General features: G+C 70.2%; 18 protein-coding genes. 8 read left to right on the forward strand and 10 right to left on the reverse strand.

Annotated features, from left to right (window positions below; translation table 11 throughout):
- Positions 1 to 498: 498 nt before the first annotated feature.
- Complete coding sequence (locus BM066_RS04670) at positions 499 to 1,752, reverse strand: RNA polymerase sigma factor (protein WP_089924653.1); 1,254 nt, start codon at positions 1,750 to 1,752, stop codon at positions 499 to 501.
- Positions 1,753 to 1,783: 31 nt separating this feature from the next.
- Positions 1,784 to 2,143: a YciI family protein gene (locus BM066_RS04675; protein WP_089924656.1), complete on the reverse strand. Its 360-nt coding sequence runs from the start codon at positions 2,141 to 2,143 to the stop codon at positions 1,784 to 1,786.
- A gap of 240 nt (positions 2,144 to 2,383) precedes the next feature.
- On the opposite strand from BM066_RS04675, the gene BM066_RS04680 reads away from it, so the two are divergent.
- Complete coding sequence (locus BM066_RS04680) at positions 2,384 to 3,169, forward strand: YadA C-terminal domain-containing protein (RefSeq protein ID WP_177218377.1); 786 nt, start codon at positions 2,384 to 2,386, stop codon at positions 3,167 to 3,169.
- A gap of 3 nt (positions 3,170 to 3,172) precedes the next feature.
- Here the strand turns inward: BM066_RS04680 and BM066_RS04685 are convergent, their stop codons facing one another.
- The 3 genes from BM066_RS04685 to BM066_RS04695 form a co-directional block, all read right to left on the reverse strand.
- Entirely contained in the window at positions 3,173 to 4,330 is a 1,158-nt protein-coding gene (locus tag BM066_RS04685) for a glutathionylspermidine synthase family protein (RefSeq protein WP_089924664.1), read from the reverse strand.
- Positions 4,330 to 5,064: a PspA/IM30 family protein gene (locus tag BM066_RS04690; RefSeq protein WP_089924669.1), complete on the reverse strand. Its 735-nt coding sequence runs from the start codon at positions 5,062 to 5,064 to the stop codon at positions 4,330 to 4,332. The genes BM066_RS04685 and BM066_RS04690 overlap by 1 nt, the downstream gene beginning before the upstream one ends.
- Positions 5,065 to 5,142: 78 nt before the next feature.
- Positions 5,143 to 5,574, reverse strand: a complete 432-nt coding sequence (locus tag BM066_RS04695; RefSeq protein ID WP_089924673.1) for a YjfI family protein — start codon at positions 5,572 to 5,574, stop codon at positions 5,143 to 5,145.
- Positions 5,575 to 5,773: 199 nt separating this feature from the next.
- Here BM066_RS04695 and BM066_RS04700 point away from each other — a divergent pair, with 199 nt between their 5' ends.
- The 6 genes from BM066_RS04700 to BM066_RS04725 all read left to right on the forward strand — a co-directional run bounded on the left by BM066_RS04700 (position 5,774) and on the right by BM066_RS04725 (position 12,173).
- Positions 5,774 to 6,427 (forward strand): DUF2491 family protein, encoded by a 654-nt coding sequence (locus BM066_RS04700; RefSeq protein WP_089924676.1) that lies wholly within the window; start codon positions 5,774 to 5,776, stop codon positions 6,425 to 6,427.
- A gap of 28 nt (positions 6,428 to 6,455) precedes the next feature.
- Entirely contained in the window at positions 6,456 to 6,866 is a 411-nt protein-coding gene (locus tag BM066_RS04705) for a DUF350 domain-containing protein (RefSeq protein WP_089924680.1), read from the forward strand.
- 8 nt (positions 6,867 to 6,874) lie between these two features.
- Entirely contained in the window at positions 6,875 to 7,501 is a 627-nt protein-coding gene (locus BM066_RS04710; protein ID WP_089924683.1) for a DUF1190 domain-containing protein, read from the forward strand.
- 134 nt (positions 7,502 to 7,635) lie between these two features.
- Positions 7,636 to 8,481: a response regulator transcription factor gene (locus BM066_RS04715; protein ID WP_369823223.1), complete on the forward strand. Its 846-nt coding sequence runs from the start codon at positions 7,636 to 7,638 to the stop codon at positions 8,479 to 8,481.
- Positions 8,478 to 9,848 (forward strand): FecR domain-containing protein, encoded by a 1,371-nt coding sequence (locus tag BM066_RS04720; protein ID WP_089924689.1) that lies wholly within the window; start codon positions 8,478 to 8,480, stop codon positions 9,846 to 9,848. Before BM066_RS04715 ends, BM066_RS04720 begins: the two co-directional genes overlap by 4 nt.
- A gap of 3 nt (positions 9,849 to 9,851) precedes the next feature.
- Positions 9,852 to 12,173: a CHASE2 domain-containing protein gene (locus tag BM066_RS04725; RefSeq protein ID WP_255367472.1), complete on the forward strand. Its 2,322-nt coding sequence runs from the start codon at positions 9,852 to 9,854 to the stop codon at positions 12,171 to 12,173.
- Positions 12,174 to 12,260: 87 nt separating this feature from the next.
- Here BM066_RS04725 and BM066_RS04730 read toward each other — a convergent pair whose 3' ends face one another.
- From BM066_RS04730 to BM066_RS04745, 5 genes are all read right to left on the reverse strand, one after another.
- On the reverse strand, positions 12,261 to 13,016 hold the full coding sequence (locus tag BM066_RS04730; RefSeq protein ID WP_089924692.1) for a class I SAM-dependent methyltransferase: 756 nt from the start codon (positions 13,014 to 13,016) through the stop codon (positions 12,261 to 12,263).
- 120 nt (positions 13,017 to 13,136) lie between these two features.
- A complete protein-coding gene (locus BM066_RS04735) occupies positions 13,137 to 13,643 on the reverse strand; it encodes a hypothetical protein (protein ID WP_143093652.1) in 507 nt (168 codons plus the stop codon).
- A 40-nt stretch (positions 13,644 to 13,683) separates the two neighbouring features.
- Positions 13,684 to 13,839: a hypothetical protein gene (locus BM066_RS26350; RefSeq protein WP_177218378.1), complete on the reverse strand. Its 156-nt coding sequence runs from the start codon at positions 13,837 to 13,839 to the stop codon at positions 13,684 to 13,686.
- Positions 13,836 to 14,183 (reverse strand): hypothetical protein, encoded by a 348-nt coding sequence (locus BM066_RS04740; protein WP_089924698.1) that lies wholly within the window; start codon positions 14,181 to 14,183, stop codon positions 13,836 to 13,838. Before BM066_RS04740 ends, BM066_RS26350 begins: the two co-directional genes overlap by 4 nt.
- Before the next feature lie 127 nt (positions 14,184 to 14,310).
- Complete coding sequence (locus BM066_RS04745) at positions 14,311 to 15,801, reverse strand: amino acid permease (RefSeq protein ID WP_089924701.1); 1,491 nt, start codon at positions 15,799 to 15,801, stop codon at positions 14,311 to 14,313.
- 359 nt (positions 15,802 to 16,160) lie between these two features.
- Between BM066_RS04745 and BM066_RS04750 the strand changes: the two genes are divergently transcribed.
- A complete protein-coding gene (locus BM066_RS04750; protein ID WP_089924704.1) occupies positions 16,161 to 16,736 on the forward strand; it encodes a GbsR/MarR family transcriptional regulator in 576 nt (191 codons plus the stop codon).
- Positions 16,737 to 16,766 lie beyond the last annotated feature (30 nt).

The raw sequence follows: 16,766 nt of genomic DNA on the forward strand, positions 1-16,766 counted from the left end.
GATGGAGGCCCCCGACGGGCGGAAGGTTGACGACCCTTCCGGACCGCCTGGGCGATTTCAGCCCAGGCCTGCTGGCTCGATCCGTCTATCCCCGGCGCCGGAGTTTCGTCGCGACCAAGGCGAACCTGCTCCGAACCGACCTGGAACGTCCTTGTGGGACACGACGGACAAGCCTTCCCGCTCGTCCACCCCCGAAGGCCGCATCGGTCGCCGTACTTGCGCCCTCCCCATGCCTTCAGGTGCAAGCAGTATGCGGCCGGTCTGAGGGGGTGAGGACAGATCGGGTCGAGAAAGTTCAAGCTGCTGAAATTGCTGAACTCTGTTCGCTATCCGCCGAGGACAGACGCCCAACCGGGAACGCGCTCTCACGGCAAAGCCTCGGAAAATCGATCCCGGACCATCGGGTGAGCGCGTGTCCCCATAGTCATCCACGGCGCCGAACGATCATCCCGAACAAAAGCCCGGCCTCCAAGCGCAACGGGCGACTTGGGGAACTACCTAGCACTCCTCCGCCCGCCGCAGCAGCAGCGCCTTCTCCCGCCGGTTGCCCGCCAGCGCCGCGGCCGCCTCGAACGCCGCGCGGGCCTCGTCGAACCGGCCCAGCTTGGACAGCAGGTCGCCGCGCATGGCGGGCAGCAGGTGGTAGGCCTTCAGTGCCGGCTCGTCGGCCAAGGCCTCGACCATCGCCAGCCCGGCGGCCGGCCCCTCGGCCATGCCCACCGCCACGGCCCGGTTCAGCCTGACCACCGGCGAGGGCGCGACCGCCGTCAGGTCGGCGTAGAGGGCGGCGATGCGCGGCCAGTCGGTGTCGGCCGCCGTCCGCGCCTGGGCGTGGCAGGCGACGATCGCCGCCTGCAGGGCGTAGAAGCCGCTCGCGCCGCCCAGGTCGCGCGCCCGCTTCAGGGCCTTCAGGCCGCGCCGGATCTGCAGCAGGTCCCAGAGGCCGCGATCCTGGTCCAGCATCAGCACCGGCCGGCCCGCCGCGTCGGTCCGCGCCGCCGTGCGCGAGGCGTTCAGCTCCATCAGGGCCATCAGCCCATGGGCCTCGGGCTCGTCCGGGGCGATGGCGGTCAGCACCCGGCCCAGGCGCAGGGCCTCGTTGCACAGCTGGGGCCGCTGCCAGTCGTCGCCGCGCGCGGCGGTGTAGCCCTCGTTGAAGATCAGGTAGACGACCTCCAGCACCGAGGCCAGGCGCGCGGAGCGCTCCTCGCCACGCGGGGTCTCGTAGGCCAGGCCGGAGTCGGACAGGGCGCGCTTGGCCCGCACGATGCGCTGGGCGACCGCGGCCTCGGACAGCAGGAAGGCCCGGGCGATCTCCTCGGTGGTCAGGCCGCAGACCATCCGCAGGGCCAGGGCCGCACGGGCCTCGCGCGACAGCAGCGGATGGCAGGCGGTGAAGATCAGCCGCAGCATCTCGTCGCCGATGTCGTCGTCCAGGGCGGAGTCGAAGTCGGGCATGGCCTGCTGCTCGGCCTCCAGGTCGCGGGCGACCATGCCGTGCTTGCGCTCCAGCATCGGCCCGCGCCGCAGGCGGTCCAGGGCCCGGCGTTTGGCCGTGGCCATCAGCCAGGCGCCGGGGCGCTCGGGCACGCCGCTGGTGGGCCAGGTCTCGAGCGCGGCCACCAGGGCGTCCTGGGTCAGTTCCTCGGCCAGGGGCACGTCGCGCAGCATCCTCGCCAGGCTGGTGATCAGCCTGGGGTGCTCGACCCGCCAGACGGCGAGGACGGCGCGATGGGCGTCGGCGTCGCTCATCGACGCCGGCCGGAAGCGACCGAGGCCGCGATCAATGCTCGATCATCGGACGGATCTCGCACGTCCCCGCCCAGCCCGGCTGGTGGTCCTTGTGCAGCTGCAGGAACTCGACCGCCGACGCGACGGCCTCCTCCTTGCTGGCGAATTCGAACATCGCATAGCCGCCGATCACCTCCTTGGCCTCGACCATCGGGCCGTCCAGCACGGTGAACTTGCCGTCGGCCGCCAGCGAGACGCGGGCCCCGGCGTCGATCGGCAGCAGCCCGCCGCCGCCCAGCATCCGGCCGGCCTGGATCTCGCGATTGGCCAGGGTGTTCATCGCCTCGACCAGCTCGGGCGTGGCCTCCGGCGGGCCGGGGGGCGCGGTGACGATCAAGCACATGTAACGCATCTGGGACTCCTCGCTGAAGCGAACCGGGGGCGCCGTCGCCGCCGGACTGTCTCGCTATTGAGGACGACGAACCAGTCCTGAACGGATCGACGGGGGCGACGAAGATTTTCGACGACCGCCATCCCACCCAACCTAGGGTCTAGCTTTCCGACGACATTCGCGACAGCCTCCGGCCAATTCAGCAACGCTTCAATAAAGGGGCAGTATATGCGCGTGAAAGTACTTCTCTTGGCCGCGACCATGATGTTTTCGATTTTCAATCGGTCCGCGGCTCAAATAGCTCCCGGCGACTTCTCGGGCCAGCCGACCTTTGGAACGGTCATCAAGCCCGTTTATCAGTACTGTCAGGTCGACGCGCCCGGACAGCCCCGAGTGGTGACGCAGGGCGTCTGCGATAACGGGCAATTGAGCCAGGGCGGCGTCAACTTCACGTCCAACTACGACACCGTGACCCAGACCAGCCCTTCGGTGACACAGAGCGAGTTCCCCGCCAACGGGGCGAGCCAGGGCGTCGGCGTCCTCGTGAGCGGCCCCTACCAAGATCCGAGATTCCCGACCGCGGCCTATTCCGTCGCCACCACCACCCTGCCGCTCTCCGATTTCGCGACCGCCTCTTCGGTGGCCTCGATGAACGCGTCGCTCGGCGGCGAAACGAACCGCGCCGTGGCCGCCGAAGCGGTCCTGGGACAGGCGATCACCACCGAGACGAACCGGGCCCGGGCGGCCGAGACGGTCCTGGGACAGGCGATCGTGACCGAGTCCAACGCCCGCGAAGCGGATGTCGCGCGCCTTTCCTCGCAGTTCAAGGTCGCGACCGCGACCGCCGTGGCGTTGAGCGGCAACGGGTTCATCCCGGGCAAGCGCCTGAACCTGACGATCAACTACGGGTCCTACGAGGGGAAATCGGCCATGGCCTTCCAGGGCGCCTTCGTCGTCAACGAGAACGCCTACCTCAATCTCGGCGTCGCGTCCGGACTGAGCGGCGGCGGAACAGCCTTCCGCACGGGCCTGACCATGGGGTGGTGACCCCTAGCCCTCGATCACATGCGGCACGAACCGCGCCAGGTTCTTGGTAACCACGCTGTCGTCCTCGCGGACGCCGATCCCGGCCGGTTCGTTGCCCACCATCCACGCCCCGACCACCGGCCGCTTGCCGTCGAACTCAGGCGGCGGGTGGTAGGCCTGGACGATCGCGCCCTCCTGGCCATAGCCCTGGTCGAGCACCGGCTCGTCTCCGCCGACAATCTCGACATTGGCCCCTTCGCGCGAGAACAGCGGCTTTCTCACGAACCGCCCGCCCAGGGCCGAGGCCGCCGGGTCGCCCTCGAAATAGGCCTCCAGCAGGTTGGGGTGGCCGCGGTGGCGCTCCCACAGCAGCGGCAGGACGCCCTTGTTGGACAGGATCGCCTTCCACGGCGGCTCGATCCAGCGGACCTGGGCGGTGTTCAGGTGCGCGGCGTAGGGCTCGCGCAGCATGAATTCCCACGGATAGAGCTTGAACGCCGCCTGCAGGACGAAGCCCTCCAGGTCGACGAACTGGCCCTCCTCGTTCAGGCCGATGTGGTCCATGGCCACGAACTTGGGCTCGACCCCGGCCTGCAAGGCCAGATCCTCGAGGAAGCGCACGGTCTGGCGGTCCTCGACCGCGTCCTCGTCGCTGGCGAAGTGGACGAAGCCGCCTGTGGGGAACAGGATCTTGAACCGGTCGCGCAGGGCCTCGAACAGGCTGTTGAACTGGTCGGCGTTGGCGGGAAAGGTCCCATTGGCGATCAGCTCCTCCAGCCACAACCACTGGAAGGTGGCGGCCTCGAAGACGCTGGTCGGGGTGTCGGCGTTGTATTCGTAGAGCTTCGGCTTTGACTTGCCGTCATAGCCGAAGTCGAAGCGGCCGTAGAGCGACGGCGACTTGGCGCGCCAGGAAGCGGCGACGAAGTCGCGGTGCGCCTCCGGGATCGCCAGCCGTTCCATCAGCGCCTGGCTCCCGACGACCTCGTCGACTAGGTCCAAGCATAGGTCGTGGAGCTCGGCCGCGGCCGGCTCCAGGTCCTGCTCCACCTGCTCCAGGGTGAAGGCGTAGGCCACGCTCTCGTCCCAATAGGCCTGGCCTTCGGTGTGGTGATAGACGAACCCGACCGCCTCGGCCTTGGCCTGCCAGTCGGGACGCGGGGTCAGCGTGAGGCGGCGCACTATTCGGTCTTGCCGCCGTCGCCGGCCTTCTGCTCGATCTGCAGCGGCGGGGCGGCCGGGGCCAGGCGGGCCAGGATGTCGTCGGCGCTGGACTGGCCGGGCAGGATGCCGGCCAGGCGCAGCTTCTCGTCGAGATCGGCGCCGGTGCGGCGGTCTTCCAGCTCGCCGGCCGCCTTGATCCTCTCGCCGCGGATCGCCTGGCGCTCCTTGATGCGGGCCAGGCTGTCGGCGGCCGAGCCGAGCGCCGCGCCGGCGCCGGCGCCGCGCGCCGAGACGGCGGCCTGGGCCTTTTGGACGCTCTCGTTGACCTTCACGACCTCGACTTCGCGACGCAGGGTCTCGATGCGGCGGTCGGTGGCGGTGATGGCCTGGTGCAGTTGGTCCTCGGCGGCGCGCATGTCGCCGATCTGCGGCTCCTTCAGCGCGATGTCCTGCTCGAGGTCGGCGATGCGCTGGGCCACCTGGCGGGCCAGGTCCATGTCGCCCTTGGCGACGGCGGCGCGGGCCGAACTCTCGTATTTCACGACCTGGTCGCGGAAGCCGGCGACCTCTTTCTCCAGGATACGGCGGCGGGCGACCAGCGTGGCCATGTCGTCGCGGGCCTTGCCCTGGGCGGTGTCGGCGTCGCGGATTTCCTGGTCGAGGATGCGCAGGGCGTTGGCGTCGACGACGGCGGCCGTGGCTTCGTGCGCGCCGGCGCGACCCAGGGTGAACAGCTTGTTCCAGATGGACATGAGGGGTCTCCGAGGATCGGGAAGCGCAATAGCCGAAAGTGGATACCGGTTTCGGCGGCTATTGCGCGTCGAAAAAAGTTAGGCGGCGGCGGGGGTGAAGGACGAGCGCAGGTCGGACGCGGCCTCGATGGCGTTCTGCGCCAGGACCCGCAGCTCGATCAGGATGTCGTCCAGCGACGAGCTCGGCGACAGCTCGCCGAACAGCTCGTAATAGTCGCGGCCGTTCACCGCGCTGATGCCGAAGTTCGACAGCGGCACCAGCTTCTGGGCCTTGAGCAGGAATTCGTTGAAGGCGTGGCGGTCGGCCTGTTCGTCGACCGGCCACAGCAGCACCGAGGCGGCGATCTGCTGGTCGCTGACGCTGACGAAGATCTCCAGGTCGCCGTGGTCGTGCATGGTCACCAGCAGGATCGGATCGGTTCCCTCGACCACGCGGGCCGTCATGGCGTCGCTGAAGCCGTCGGAAAGCGCCGTCTTCAGCGAGCGAACAGTCCAGGCGGGGGTCGTCATCGGGCGGTGTCTCCTCGGGAGCGTGTCTTTTGGGGGCGAACCCGTCTTGGGGCCGTTTCATACTAGATGGGCGAACGAACGCCAGTCGTCGAGAGCGCAACCTTACGTGCGCGGATGACAAGTTGGTAATCCCCTTCCCTCTTTTGTCGCCGGGTTCGACGTCGTACATGTGACGCGAGTTTCGCAAGCCGGGTCGTTCATGTTCAGCAAGCTCTTCGGCCGCAAGGACGCAAGCCCCGCCTCGGCCCTGCCGGCGATCCGCAATGTCACCCTGGGCCGCACGGTCTGGTTGGATAGTCTGGCCTGGCGGCGCCTGGGCGACGACCTGAAGTTCGCGCTCGACACCGATACGCTGGAAATCACCGCCCAGGGCCTGGTCGAGCTGCGCGAGGGCGGCTTCGTCCACCGGTTCTACACCGACGACAACATCATGTTCCAAGCCGTCTCGGATGATCGCGACGGCCAGCGGGTCACCGACATCACGCTGTTCATCCCGTGGGACAGCGCCTATCCGGGCGGCCGGGCCGACGAGGAGGCCTGGGCCAGGCGGCTGCGGGCGCGCACCTTCACCGGTCCGGGCCTGCCCGAATACCGCCGCGACTGGTTCGGCGACGAGGCCGAGAGCCAGGAGCCGGTCAGCTTCTGGGAAGACGTCCACGACGACCGCGACGGGATCCCCGATCGGCGGATCTTCCAGACCTGCATGCTGTTCTCCCGCGATCTGCCGGGCGACGGCCGCGAGCTTCTGCTGGCCATCCAGCAGGAGAACGAGAACGAGGACCTCCGCCAGCGCGAAGTCTCGTTCGAAATCATGATCGGCGTGGCCTTGGGCGTCGGCGAATTCCGGGCCTAGGCCCACAAACCGCTTTAGGGGGAAAGACATGGATCTGCACGGATTTGGCGCCAGCGCCCTGGCCTTCGTGGTGGCCTTCGTCGCCGCTGGCCTGTTCACGGTGATCTTCAAGGTCGTCTACCAGTGGGTGACGCCATACAACGAGGGCAAGCTGATCCGCGAGGGCAATGTCGCCGCGGCCCTGGCCCTGGGCGGGGCCCTGGTCGGCTACGTGCTGCCCCTGGCCTCGGCGCTCAGCAACACCGTATCGCTGATCGAGTTCTGCGCCTGGGCGGCCCTGGCCGGCGTGCTGCAGATCGCCGCCTTCACCCTGGTGCGGATGGTGGTGATGAAGGACGTCGCCGCCCGGATCGAGAAGGGCGAGATCGCCGCCGGCGTCTATCTGCTGAGCATCTCCCTGGCGGTCGGCGTGCTGAACGCCGCCTGCATGACGGCCTGAGGCGCGCCATGACCCATCAGCCCTCCCCTCCGCGCCGCCGCCTGCGTTCCAGCGGCCTGGCCTTGACCGGCCTGATGGCCGGCACGGCGATCTCGGTCAGCGCCTGCGACGATCCCGGCACGGCCACCCAGTGGGGCGACCCGCCGGCCGCTTCGCGCGAGGTCGACGCCAAGACCTACGCCAGCCTGGCCGACTGCAAGAGCTCCGGCGACATGACCGCCGAGCAATGCCAGACGGCCTATGACCAGGCCCAGAAGGACAGCGCCGCCAACGCCCCCAAGTTCAGCGACCAGCAGACCTGCGAGGAGCGCTACGGCGTCTCCCAGTGCGTGCCGCGCAACGACAACAACGGCGGCAGCTTCTTCACTCCGCTGCTGACCGGCTTCATCGTCGGCCAGGCGCTGAACAACATGGGCGGCGGCTACTACGGCGCGCCGATGTACCGCGACCGCGAGGGGACCTATTACGGCGGCTCGGGGTATCCGCTGTCGCGCGACTACGTCACCGGCCGCACCCGCGTGCGCACCGACACCTTCAACGCCCCGGAGATGCGCGCCCCGGCCCGCGTCCAGACCCGCAGCGCGGTGATCTCGCGCGGCGGCTTCGGCGGCGGCGGTCGCGCGTTCGGGGGGTAAGTCCATTCGTCTTCCTCCGCTTTTATGCGGGGGAGGACGGCGTTTTTTTCTCGCGAGCGCCCGGCGCCGCGAACGGCCTCGAACCGGACTGTAAACCATTGTAAATTTGACTGTACAACCGGAGCGGACGGCGCATGGGCGCGTTACGCTGCGCAGCGCGGATGGCCGCCTTGATCCTCCCCCTGGACAGCGTCCCGCCGCCGCGCGCCCCGCGCCCCCATCCGCGGGGCGCGCGAGTTATCTTGGTTGCAAGTGAACGCATGAAAGTCGCCCTGCTCGACGACGACGACAGCCACAACGCGCTGGTCGCCGCCCTTCTGGGGCCGGCGGGCTATGACTGCACCAGCTTCACGCGTCCCGAACGTCTGCTGGCCGAACTGCGCCGCCAGACCTTCGACCTGCTGATCCTTGACTGGAACATGCCCGAGCTCAGCGGCATCGAGACCCTGCGCCGGGTCGGCGAACTGCTGAGCCCTTCGCCGCCGGTGCTGCTGCTGACCAGCCGCTCGGTCGAGGCCGACCTGGTCGAGGGGCTCAACGCCGGGGCCGACGACTACATCGTCAAGCCGCTGCAGCCGCCGGTGCTGCTGGCCCGCGTCAACGCCCTGGCCCGGCGCGCCTACCGCCCGACCGCCGCCCCCCAGGTCGAGCAGCACGGCCCCTATCGCCTGGACCCCGGCGCCCAGACGGTCGCCTGGGGCGACAATGTCGAGACCCTGACGCCCAAGGAATTCCAGTTGGCCGCCCTGCTGTTCAACAACCTGGCCCGGCCGCTGTCGCGCGAGTACCTGCTGCGCCGGGTGTGGGGCCAGCGGCCGGACCTGGAGACCCGCACCCTGGACGCCCACGTCTCGCGCCTGCGATCAAAGCTTCACCTGCGCCCCGCGAACGGCTTTAGACTGACGACGGTCTATGGGTTCGGCTACCGGCTGGAAGTCTGCGAGCCCGAGACCGACGCCGCGTCCGGAGCCGCTGAATGATCCTTCGACCTTCGCTGTTCGCCCTGGCCTCCGTCCTGGCCCTGGCGTCCGGCCCCGCCCTGTGCGCGCCGCGGGCCCCGGCGAAGCCGCCGAAGGCCGCCCTTGCGCCACCGGCCGACCCGCCGGTCCGCTACGTGGTCCAGCGCGGCGACACCCTGTTCGACCTGGGCCGCGCCTATCTGCGCAAGACGAACGACTACCGCCATGTGCAGCGCGCCAACCAGATCAGCCAGCCGCGCGTGATGCCCGTGGGCAAGACCCTGACCATCGACGCGGACCTGCTCAAGACCGTGCCCATCGACGCCCGGCTCAGCGCCTTCAGCGGCAAGGTCGAGATCGAGACCGACGGCCGGCGGGCGCCCGCCCAGACGGGCATGGCCCTCAGGGAAGGCCAGCGGGTGATCACCGGCCCCGGCGCCTTCGCCACCTTCGAGATGGAGGACGCCTCGCGCGTCACTCTGCCCTCGAACACCGCCATGCGCGTGGTGCGGCTGCGCAGCGTCTTGCTGACCAACGCCCCGCAGCGGGTGTTCAAGCTGGACGAGGGCCGCAGCGCGATCCAGGCGACGCCAAACCCCAATCCCAACGCCCGCTTCGAGGTGCGCACGCCGGTGTCGATTTCGGCCGTGCGCGGCACCGAGTTCCGGGTCGCGGCGGCGGACGGGCGCGCCCGGACCGAGGTGCTGAAGGGCGCGGTCGGCGTGGGCCCCGGCGAGGCGCCGCCAGCCGGTCCGCCGGTTCCGGCCGGCTTCGGCGTCACGGTCAATTCCGGTGGAGCCGGAGTCAGCGCCCCTGTCGCCCTGCTGCCCCCGCCCCGGCTGAACGAGGCCGACCAGAACCAGACCGACCGGACCGTGCACTTCGCCGTGCGGCCCCAGGCCGGAGTCGCGGCCTACCGGCTGCTGCTGTCGCACGACGCCGGCTTCGTCGACCTGTTCGACGAGGCGACCCAGGCTGAACCCGCCGCCGATTTCGGCCCCCTGGCGGACGGGACCTATTTCGTCCGCGTCACCGCCCTCGACCCCTCCGGCCTGGAGGGTCAGCCCGCCGACTACAGCTTCGACCGCGACCTGGACGTGCTGGAGCCGGGCGCCCCGCCCGTCGCCGAGGTCCGCGGCAAGCATCGCAACTTCCTGTTCCGCTGGAGCGCGGCGGGCGGCGGCGTACGCAGCTTCCGCTTCCAGCTGTTCGCCGGGACCGAGCCGACCGCGCCCATCGTCGACCAGCCGGGCCTGGTCGAGCCGCAGCTGACCCTGACCGACCTGCCGCCGGGACTCTACAGCTGGCGGGTCAGCGCCACGCGGGTGAAGAACGGCGTGGTCACCGAGAAGGTCGCGCCGCCGCAGTCGCTGAAGATCGGAAGCTAGGCCTTGGCCGCGTTTCCCAGCCTGCCCGTCCCGCGCCTGGCCCCCCTCCGGCGGCTGAGGCCCGGACCGCCGCGATCTCCGCGCCGGCGGCTGCTGCGCTGGCTGGCCGTCGCCGCCCTCACCGGCCTGGTCCTGGCCGGCCTGACCGCCAGCCCGCTGACCACGCGGCTGGACAACATCCTCTACGACCGGCTGGTGCGCGCTTCGGAACGTCCGGTCGATCCCTCGATCCTGATCGTCGGCGTCGACGAGCGCAGCCTGCGCGAACTGGGCGCCTGGCCGTGGTCCCGCGCCCAGCACGCCGCGATGATCGACCGGCTGAGCCAGGCCGGCGCTAAGGCGATCGTCTACGACGTGCTGTTCGGCCAGCCGTCCCAGGACCCCGCCGCCGACGAGGCCCTGGCCACGGCGGTCGCCCGGTCGGGCAAGGTCTACCTGCCGCAGTTCCTGGAGCCCCCGGCCCAGAACGGCGCGCCGCCGACCCTGGTCATGCCCCTGCCCATCATCGCCCAGGGCGCGGCGGCGGTCGGGCTGGTCCATGTCCGCTTCGACCCCGACGGCGTGGTGCGCCGCATGGCGCCGTTCGAGGCCAACGGGCCGGAGCTGGAACCCGACTTGATGACCGTGGTCCACCGCGCCACCAAGTCGTTCGACGCTCCCGACGCCACGCGCGGCGACGCCCCGACCCTGTTGATCCCGTTCGCGGGGCCGCCGGACCGCTATCGCCAGGTGGCCTTCTCCAGCGTGCTGGCCGGCGAGGTCCCGCCCGAGATGATCGCCGGCCGGACGGTGTTCGTCGGCCTGACCGCGCCGGGCCTGGGCCCCGCCTTCCCGACCCCGGTCACCCCCGACGCCGCCAGCATGACCGGGGTGCAGCTGCAGGCCAGCGTGCTGGACGGCCTGCGCGGCGGGCGGATGATCAAGCCGGCCGGTCTGGGCGCGCGCCTGATCTTCGCCCTCAGCCTGCTGTGGCTGCTGCTGGCCGGGCTGCTGGTGTTGCCGCCTCGCGCCAACCTGGCCCTGCTGGCCGTGCTGCTGGTCGCGGCCGTCGGGGCCAGCGCGGCCCTGTTCTCCCGCGGCCACCTGTGGCTGTCGCCGGTGGCGGCGATCCTCGGCATGGCGCTGGTCTCGCTGGTGTGGGGCTGGGGCCGGCTGGGACGGGTCAACGACCTGCTGGGCCACGAGCTGGACCGCCTGCGCTCGGTGGATCCGGCCGGCGCCGCCGGCGCGGACGCCGAGTTCGAAAGCGACGTCGTCACCCGCCAGGCCCTCAGCCTCGGCGCGGCCATCACCCGGATCGACGACCTGCGGCGGTTCTCGGCCGACGCCCTGTTCAGCCTGCCCGACGCCACCCTGGTGGCCGACGCCGAGCGCCAGGTGATCGCCGCCAACGCCGCCGCCCAGACCCTGCTGGCCGATCGCCCCTGGGTGCTGGAAGGCGGCGGCCTGGCCGACGCCCTCAACGCCCTGGAGCCCCTGGGCCGCACCTTTCCGGCCAGTTGGCCGGCCGAGGGCGACAGCGGCCATCCGATCGACCTGCACCTGGCCGACGGCCGCGCCTTCCAGATCCAGACCGTGTTCCGGCGCGACGCCGCGGGCGAGAGCGAAGGCTGGATCGTGCGCCTGGCCGACATCACGCCCCTGACCGCCGCCATGCGCCAGCGCGAGCAGGCGCTGCAGCTGCTGACCCATGACATGCGCTCGCCGCAGACCTCGATCCTGGCCCTGCTGGCGACGACGCCCGGCCTGCCGCCCGAGGCGTCCGAACGCCTGGCCGCCTACGCCCGCCGCACCCTGGCCCTGGCCGACGGCTTCGTGCAACTGGCCCGCGCCGAGGTCACCCAGACGACGATGGAGCCGGTGGACCTGTGCGATGTGGCGGTCGAGGCGATCGACGAGTTGTGGCCGCAATGCCGCCAACGCCACATCGAGATCCGCCAGGAGGGCTGCGACGGGCCGATGATGGCCCTGGGCGATCGCGGCGTGCTGGCCCGCGCCCTGGTCAACCTGATCGGCAACGCGGTGAAGTACGGTCCGGACGGCTCGACGATCGTGGTGCGCGCCGCCACGGTGCTGGACGGCGGCCGCACCTATGTCGACCTGTCGATCACCGACCAGGGGCCGGGCCTGACCGTCGAGGAGGCCGCCCTGGCCTTCCGGCCGTTCCAGCGCTTCGACCGGCCGGGCGCCGAGGCCGCGGGCGGCGCGGGCCTGGGCCTGGCCTTCGTCCAGGCGGCCGCCACGCGACACGGCGGCGGGGTCAGCTGCCGCAGCACGCCCGGCGGCGGCGCGACGTTCACGTTGCGGCTGCCGGAGATGGCCTGAGCGGCATCGGAACCGGGGGACACGCCCTCGCGCATCGCGCTCTTGCGCGGCGCGGCTGGCCGCGAGCGCGTGTCCCCTTCCCCTCCCCTATGGCTTCACGAACTTGAGCACGAACTGGTCGGTCTTGCCGCGGATGGCCGGGTCGAAGACGCTGGCGGTGCGCGGGTCGGTCGGGTTGCGCAGCAGCGGGCTCTCGGCGGCCAGCTTGAAGCCGGCGGCTTCGACCTCGGACTTGACGGCGGCGATGTCGATGCGGTGCAGCGTATCCGGCGCCGACAGGCCCGAACCGTCGGCGGCGTAGTGGTCGACGACCAGGAACACCCCGCCGGGCTTCAGCGACTTGAACACCTCGGCATTGATCTTGGCGGCCGTGTCGGCCGGGAACGGCTTGAGGTGCAGGTCGTGATAGTTCTGGACGGTGACCACGGCGTCCAGGCCGTCGGGCAGATCCAGCCCGATCAGGCTGCCGTCCAGCGGCGTGACGTTCTTGTAGGCCGCCGCGACGGTCTTCAGGTCCTCGCCGTACTTGGCCTGGAACTTGATGAACTCGGCCGGCTGATAGGCGTAGACCGTTCCCGTCGGTCCGACCGCGGCCGACAGGATGCGGGTGAAATAGCCGCCGCCGATGATGAAATCGGCCACCTTGCCGCCCGGCTTGACGTCGGCCAGGGCCAGGAGCTCGGCCGGATGGCGGGCCGCGTCGCGGGCGGTGTCGGCCGCCGGCCGGGCCGGGTCGGCCAGGGCGGCCGCCAGGTTGGCGGGAACCTGGGCGAAGCCGGGCGCGGCGACCGCGCCGAGCAGGCAGGCGGCGACCAGGGCGGAGATCATCGACCGCGACGTCATGGGCTTCCTCTTCGTTGTTTCCCCTCGATAGCGCGTCACGCCGCCTGGGTGAACATCGGTATTCGAGATCACGACGAGATTCAGGGGACAAACTGGGGACGGCTTGCGGGCCGCGCGCCCTTAGCTCTTGGCCGGCGTCAACGCCGCGACCAGCCGGTCGGCCAGGTCGACCGGGTCGTCGCCGGACGTGCGGACCGTCGCCCAGGCCGCGACCTTGCCGCTCGACAGGTCCAGCACCGCCAGGGCGGCCGTGCGGACCGGTCCCCGCCGCGACCAGGGGCGCAGCTTGGTGGGCGCGCTGCGCCACGGGGCGACGCCGACCTGCGGGCCGACGACGGTGGAGACGCCCACCGCGGCGGGCGAGGTCCCGACCGTCACCTGCAGCCGATAGCGGGCCGGCATGGCGCCCGGCTGGACGGCGCCGGCTTCGCCGACCCGGCTGGCCACCCGGGCCTGGATCGCCTGGACCAGGGCCTGGTCGACGCCGGGCGACGCGGCCGGCCCGGCCTCGATCACGGCGGTCTGGCCCCGCAAGACCGTCAAATCGCCCTCGCTCGCCACCTGAGGCGGCGTGGCGCAGGCGCTGAGCAGCAGGCCCGCGACCAGGGTCGTCGACAACATACGCATGGAACACCCCCGACGGCCCTTGGCCGCCCGAACCTTAGCGTCAGACCAGCCGCCCGACCAGCCACCACGCGGCCCAGCCGATCACGCTCCACAGCGCCAGGCTCAGCAGGGCGGCGACCAGCAGCAGGCGCGGACGCCGCGCAAGATCCAGGCCGAGGCTGTCGGCCAAGGCCCGCAGCGGCAGGTCCAACTTCAACGGGCCTCGGCGCGCGCCTGGCCGCGCAGCATGCCGTAGGCGTGGTCGGTCAGGGCCCAGCGGCGGCTGTGCGGGCCATAGGGCAGGTGCAGCAGGTTGGCGGCCCGCGGGTCGCTGGCGCCCCGGCAATAGGCGGCGAACGCCTCGTCCAGTTCACGCTGCATCGCCTCGGACGGCCGGTAGACCCCTCGGCGCTTGGCGATATAGGCCACGACCAGGTCGCGATGGGCCGCCCCGCCCAGGTCCAGCAGCGCCTCGGCGATCTCGCCGACCAGGGGGTTGAGGATCGCGATTCCGCCCGCGCCCCCCTCCAGGTTTCGCCGTCCGGCTTCCGACCACCCCATCGATCCGCCCCCCGATAATCTGCGGGACGGAGTTAAAGGCCATGCGCCGGAGATCGACCAGAGGGTGAATGTCGGTTTTTACAATGCGTTACATTGACCAACCATCCCGGAAGGGCCGGCCGGCTTGTCAGTGCGTCTCGTAGGCGGCCTTGCCGCCGCTGATGGCGAAGGCCTCCTCCGGCGACAACACCAGCTTCTTGCGGCCGAACAGGGCGAAATAGGCCACGCCCGCCGCGAACCAGATCGCCACCCCGATCACTCCGCTCCGATAGATCGGGTCCTTCAGTTGGTAGAAGATCGTCACCAGCGAGATGACCACCGTCAGACCCGCGCCAGTCAGGCCGAACTTGCTCCTGTAGGGCCGCTCCATCGTCGGGAACTTCCGGCGCAGCAGGATGAACGACACGCCCTGCGCCACGTAGGACAGCATGGCCCCGAACACCGCCATGTTCAGCAGGGTGCCGCCGATCACCGCCGCGCCCTTCTCGGCTCCGAGGATGAACCAGACGGCCAGCATCACGGCCAGGCCGGCGGCCGAGCCGGTGATCAGGGCCACGTCCGGGGTCTTGCGCACCCCGTGGGTCACCGACAGGGCGCGCGGGAAGTAGCCGGCCCGCGACAGCGAATAGATCTGCCGGCCATAGGCGAAGATGATCGCGTGGAAGCTGGCGATCAGGCCCGCCACCGCGATCGCGGACAGGACCTTGGCCAGGCCGCCGCCATAGAGCGTGCGGAAGCCTTCCAGGATCGGCTCGCCGGACTTGGCCAGGGCGAAGGCGCCCGGCGAGATGGCGCTGTTGAGCCACAGCACCAGCAGGGCCGAGACGATCAGGGTGGCCATGCCCAGGAGGATGCCCTTGGGCAGGTCGCGCTGCGGGGTGTGGCTCTCCTCGGCCGCCAGCGGCAGCTGCTCGATAGCCAGGAACAGCCAGACCGCGAACGGCAGCTGGGCCAGGGCCCCGCCGACCCCGGCCGGCAGGAACGGCCCGTGGCCGTCCTTCAGCTCGGTCCCGCCCGGGCCGACGTTCAGGGCGTACTTGAAGAAGTCAGCGTGCGGCAGGGCGCTGATCCAGAACACCGCCAGGCAGGCCAGGGCCAGCAGGGTGATGACCACCGTGAACCGGAACGACATCGCCACTCCGCCAGCGTTCAGCCCCACGAAGACGACATAGGCCCCGATCCAGTAGAGCGGCTGCACCCAGGCCGGCGTCTCGAAGATGCCGCCCAGGTACGAGCCGATGAAGAAGCAGACGACCGCCGCCGTCAGCACGTATTCGACATTCTCGCACAGGCCGGTGATGAAGCCGCCCCATGGTCCCATGGCGGCGCGGGCGAAGCTGTAGGCCCCGCCGGTGTGCGGCTGGGCGGCGGCCATCTCGGCGATCGAGAAGGTCAGGCCCAGGTACATGATAGTGATGATCAGGGTGGCGACCAGCATGCCGCCCCAGCCGCCGGTCCCCATGCCCAGGTTCCAGCCCGAGAACTGGCCGGAGATCACCGCCCCGACGCCCAGGGCCCACAGCGAGAACACGCCCGCATAGCGCTTGAGGCCCCGCTTGTCGAAATACTCGGCGCCGACCTTTTCGTAGCTGACGCCGCCGGTGGTTTCCTCGCTCACGATCCGTCCCTCCTCGTCCCTGGTCCCAGCCGCAGGTTGCGCCGGCCGGGGCGGGACGGCGAGCTTCGTGATCACGAATTTCGCCAGTGGGAGACCGGCGTTCATTATTTCGGCGCGGTCTGCCGCGACACTCAGCACGTTGGGCTGGGGGAGGCCTCGGCCCCACCCAATAATGTTGTCATCCCGGGCGCAGCGAAGCGAAGACCCGGGACCGACGCGTGAACGCAAGCGCTTCCGGCGGTCCCGGATCTGCGCGCTTCGCGCTTGTCCGGGATGACAACCCGTTTGAGGGACGACCGCTCGTCAAGCCACATCCCCCTCGACTTGACTCAGCAGGCCACCAATCATAGATTTCTGTCATGACAGAAACAGCAGACAACGCGAAACGCCTCCCCGCCGCGGTCGAGCAGTTCGTGCTGCGCTGGGGCGACATGGGCGGGCAGTGGGGCGTCAATCGCTCCGTCGCCCAGATCCACGCCCTGCTCTACCTGGCCGACAAGCCGATGACCGCCGAGGACATCGCCGACAGCCTGGGCATGGCCCGCTCCAACGTCTCCAACAGCATCCGCGAGCTGATCGGCTGGAAGCTGATCCGCCGCGTGCCGCAGTTGGGCGACCGGCGCGACCACTACGAGGCCGAGGCCGACCTCTGGCAGATGCTGACCCGCATCGCCCAGGGCCGCAAGGAACGCGAGATCGACCCGATGGTCGAGGCGCTGGGCCCCGTCCTGGCGGCGGCCGAGCACGATCCCGCCCTGAGCGCGGTCGCCCGCAAGCGCCTGAAGGAGATGCACGGCTTCGTCACCACGATCGACAGCTGGTACGGCCAGATGCTCACCGTGCCGCCCAGCACCCTGATGTCGCTGATCAAGATGGGCTCCAAGGTGGTCGGCCTGCTGAACATCGGGCGCGGCAAGGCGGACAAGGCGACTTAAAAATTTGGTCGATCATTTCTCTTTAGACAG

The sequence above is a fragment of the Caulobacter sp. UNC279MFTsu5.1 genome, from assembly GCF_900114015.1.
Classification (GTDB): domain Bacteria; phylum Pseudomonadota; class Alphaproteobacteria; order Caulobacterales; family Caulobacteraceae; genus Caulobacter.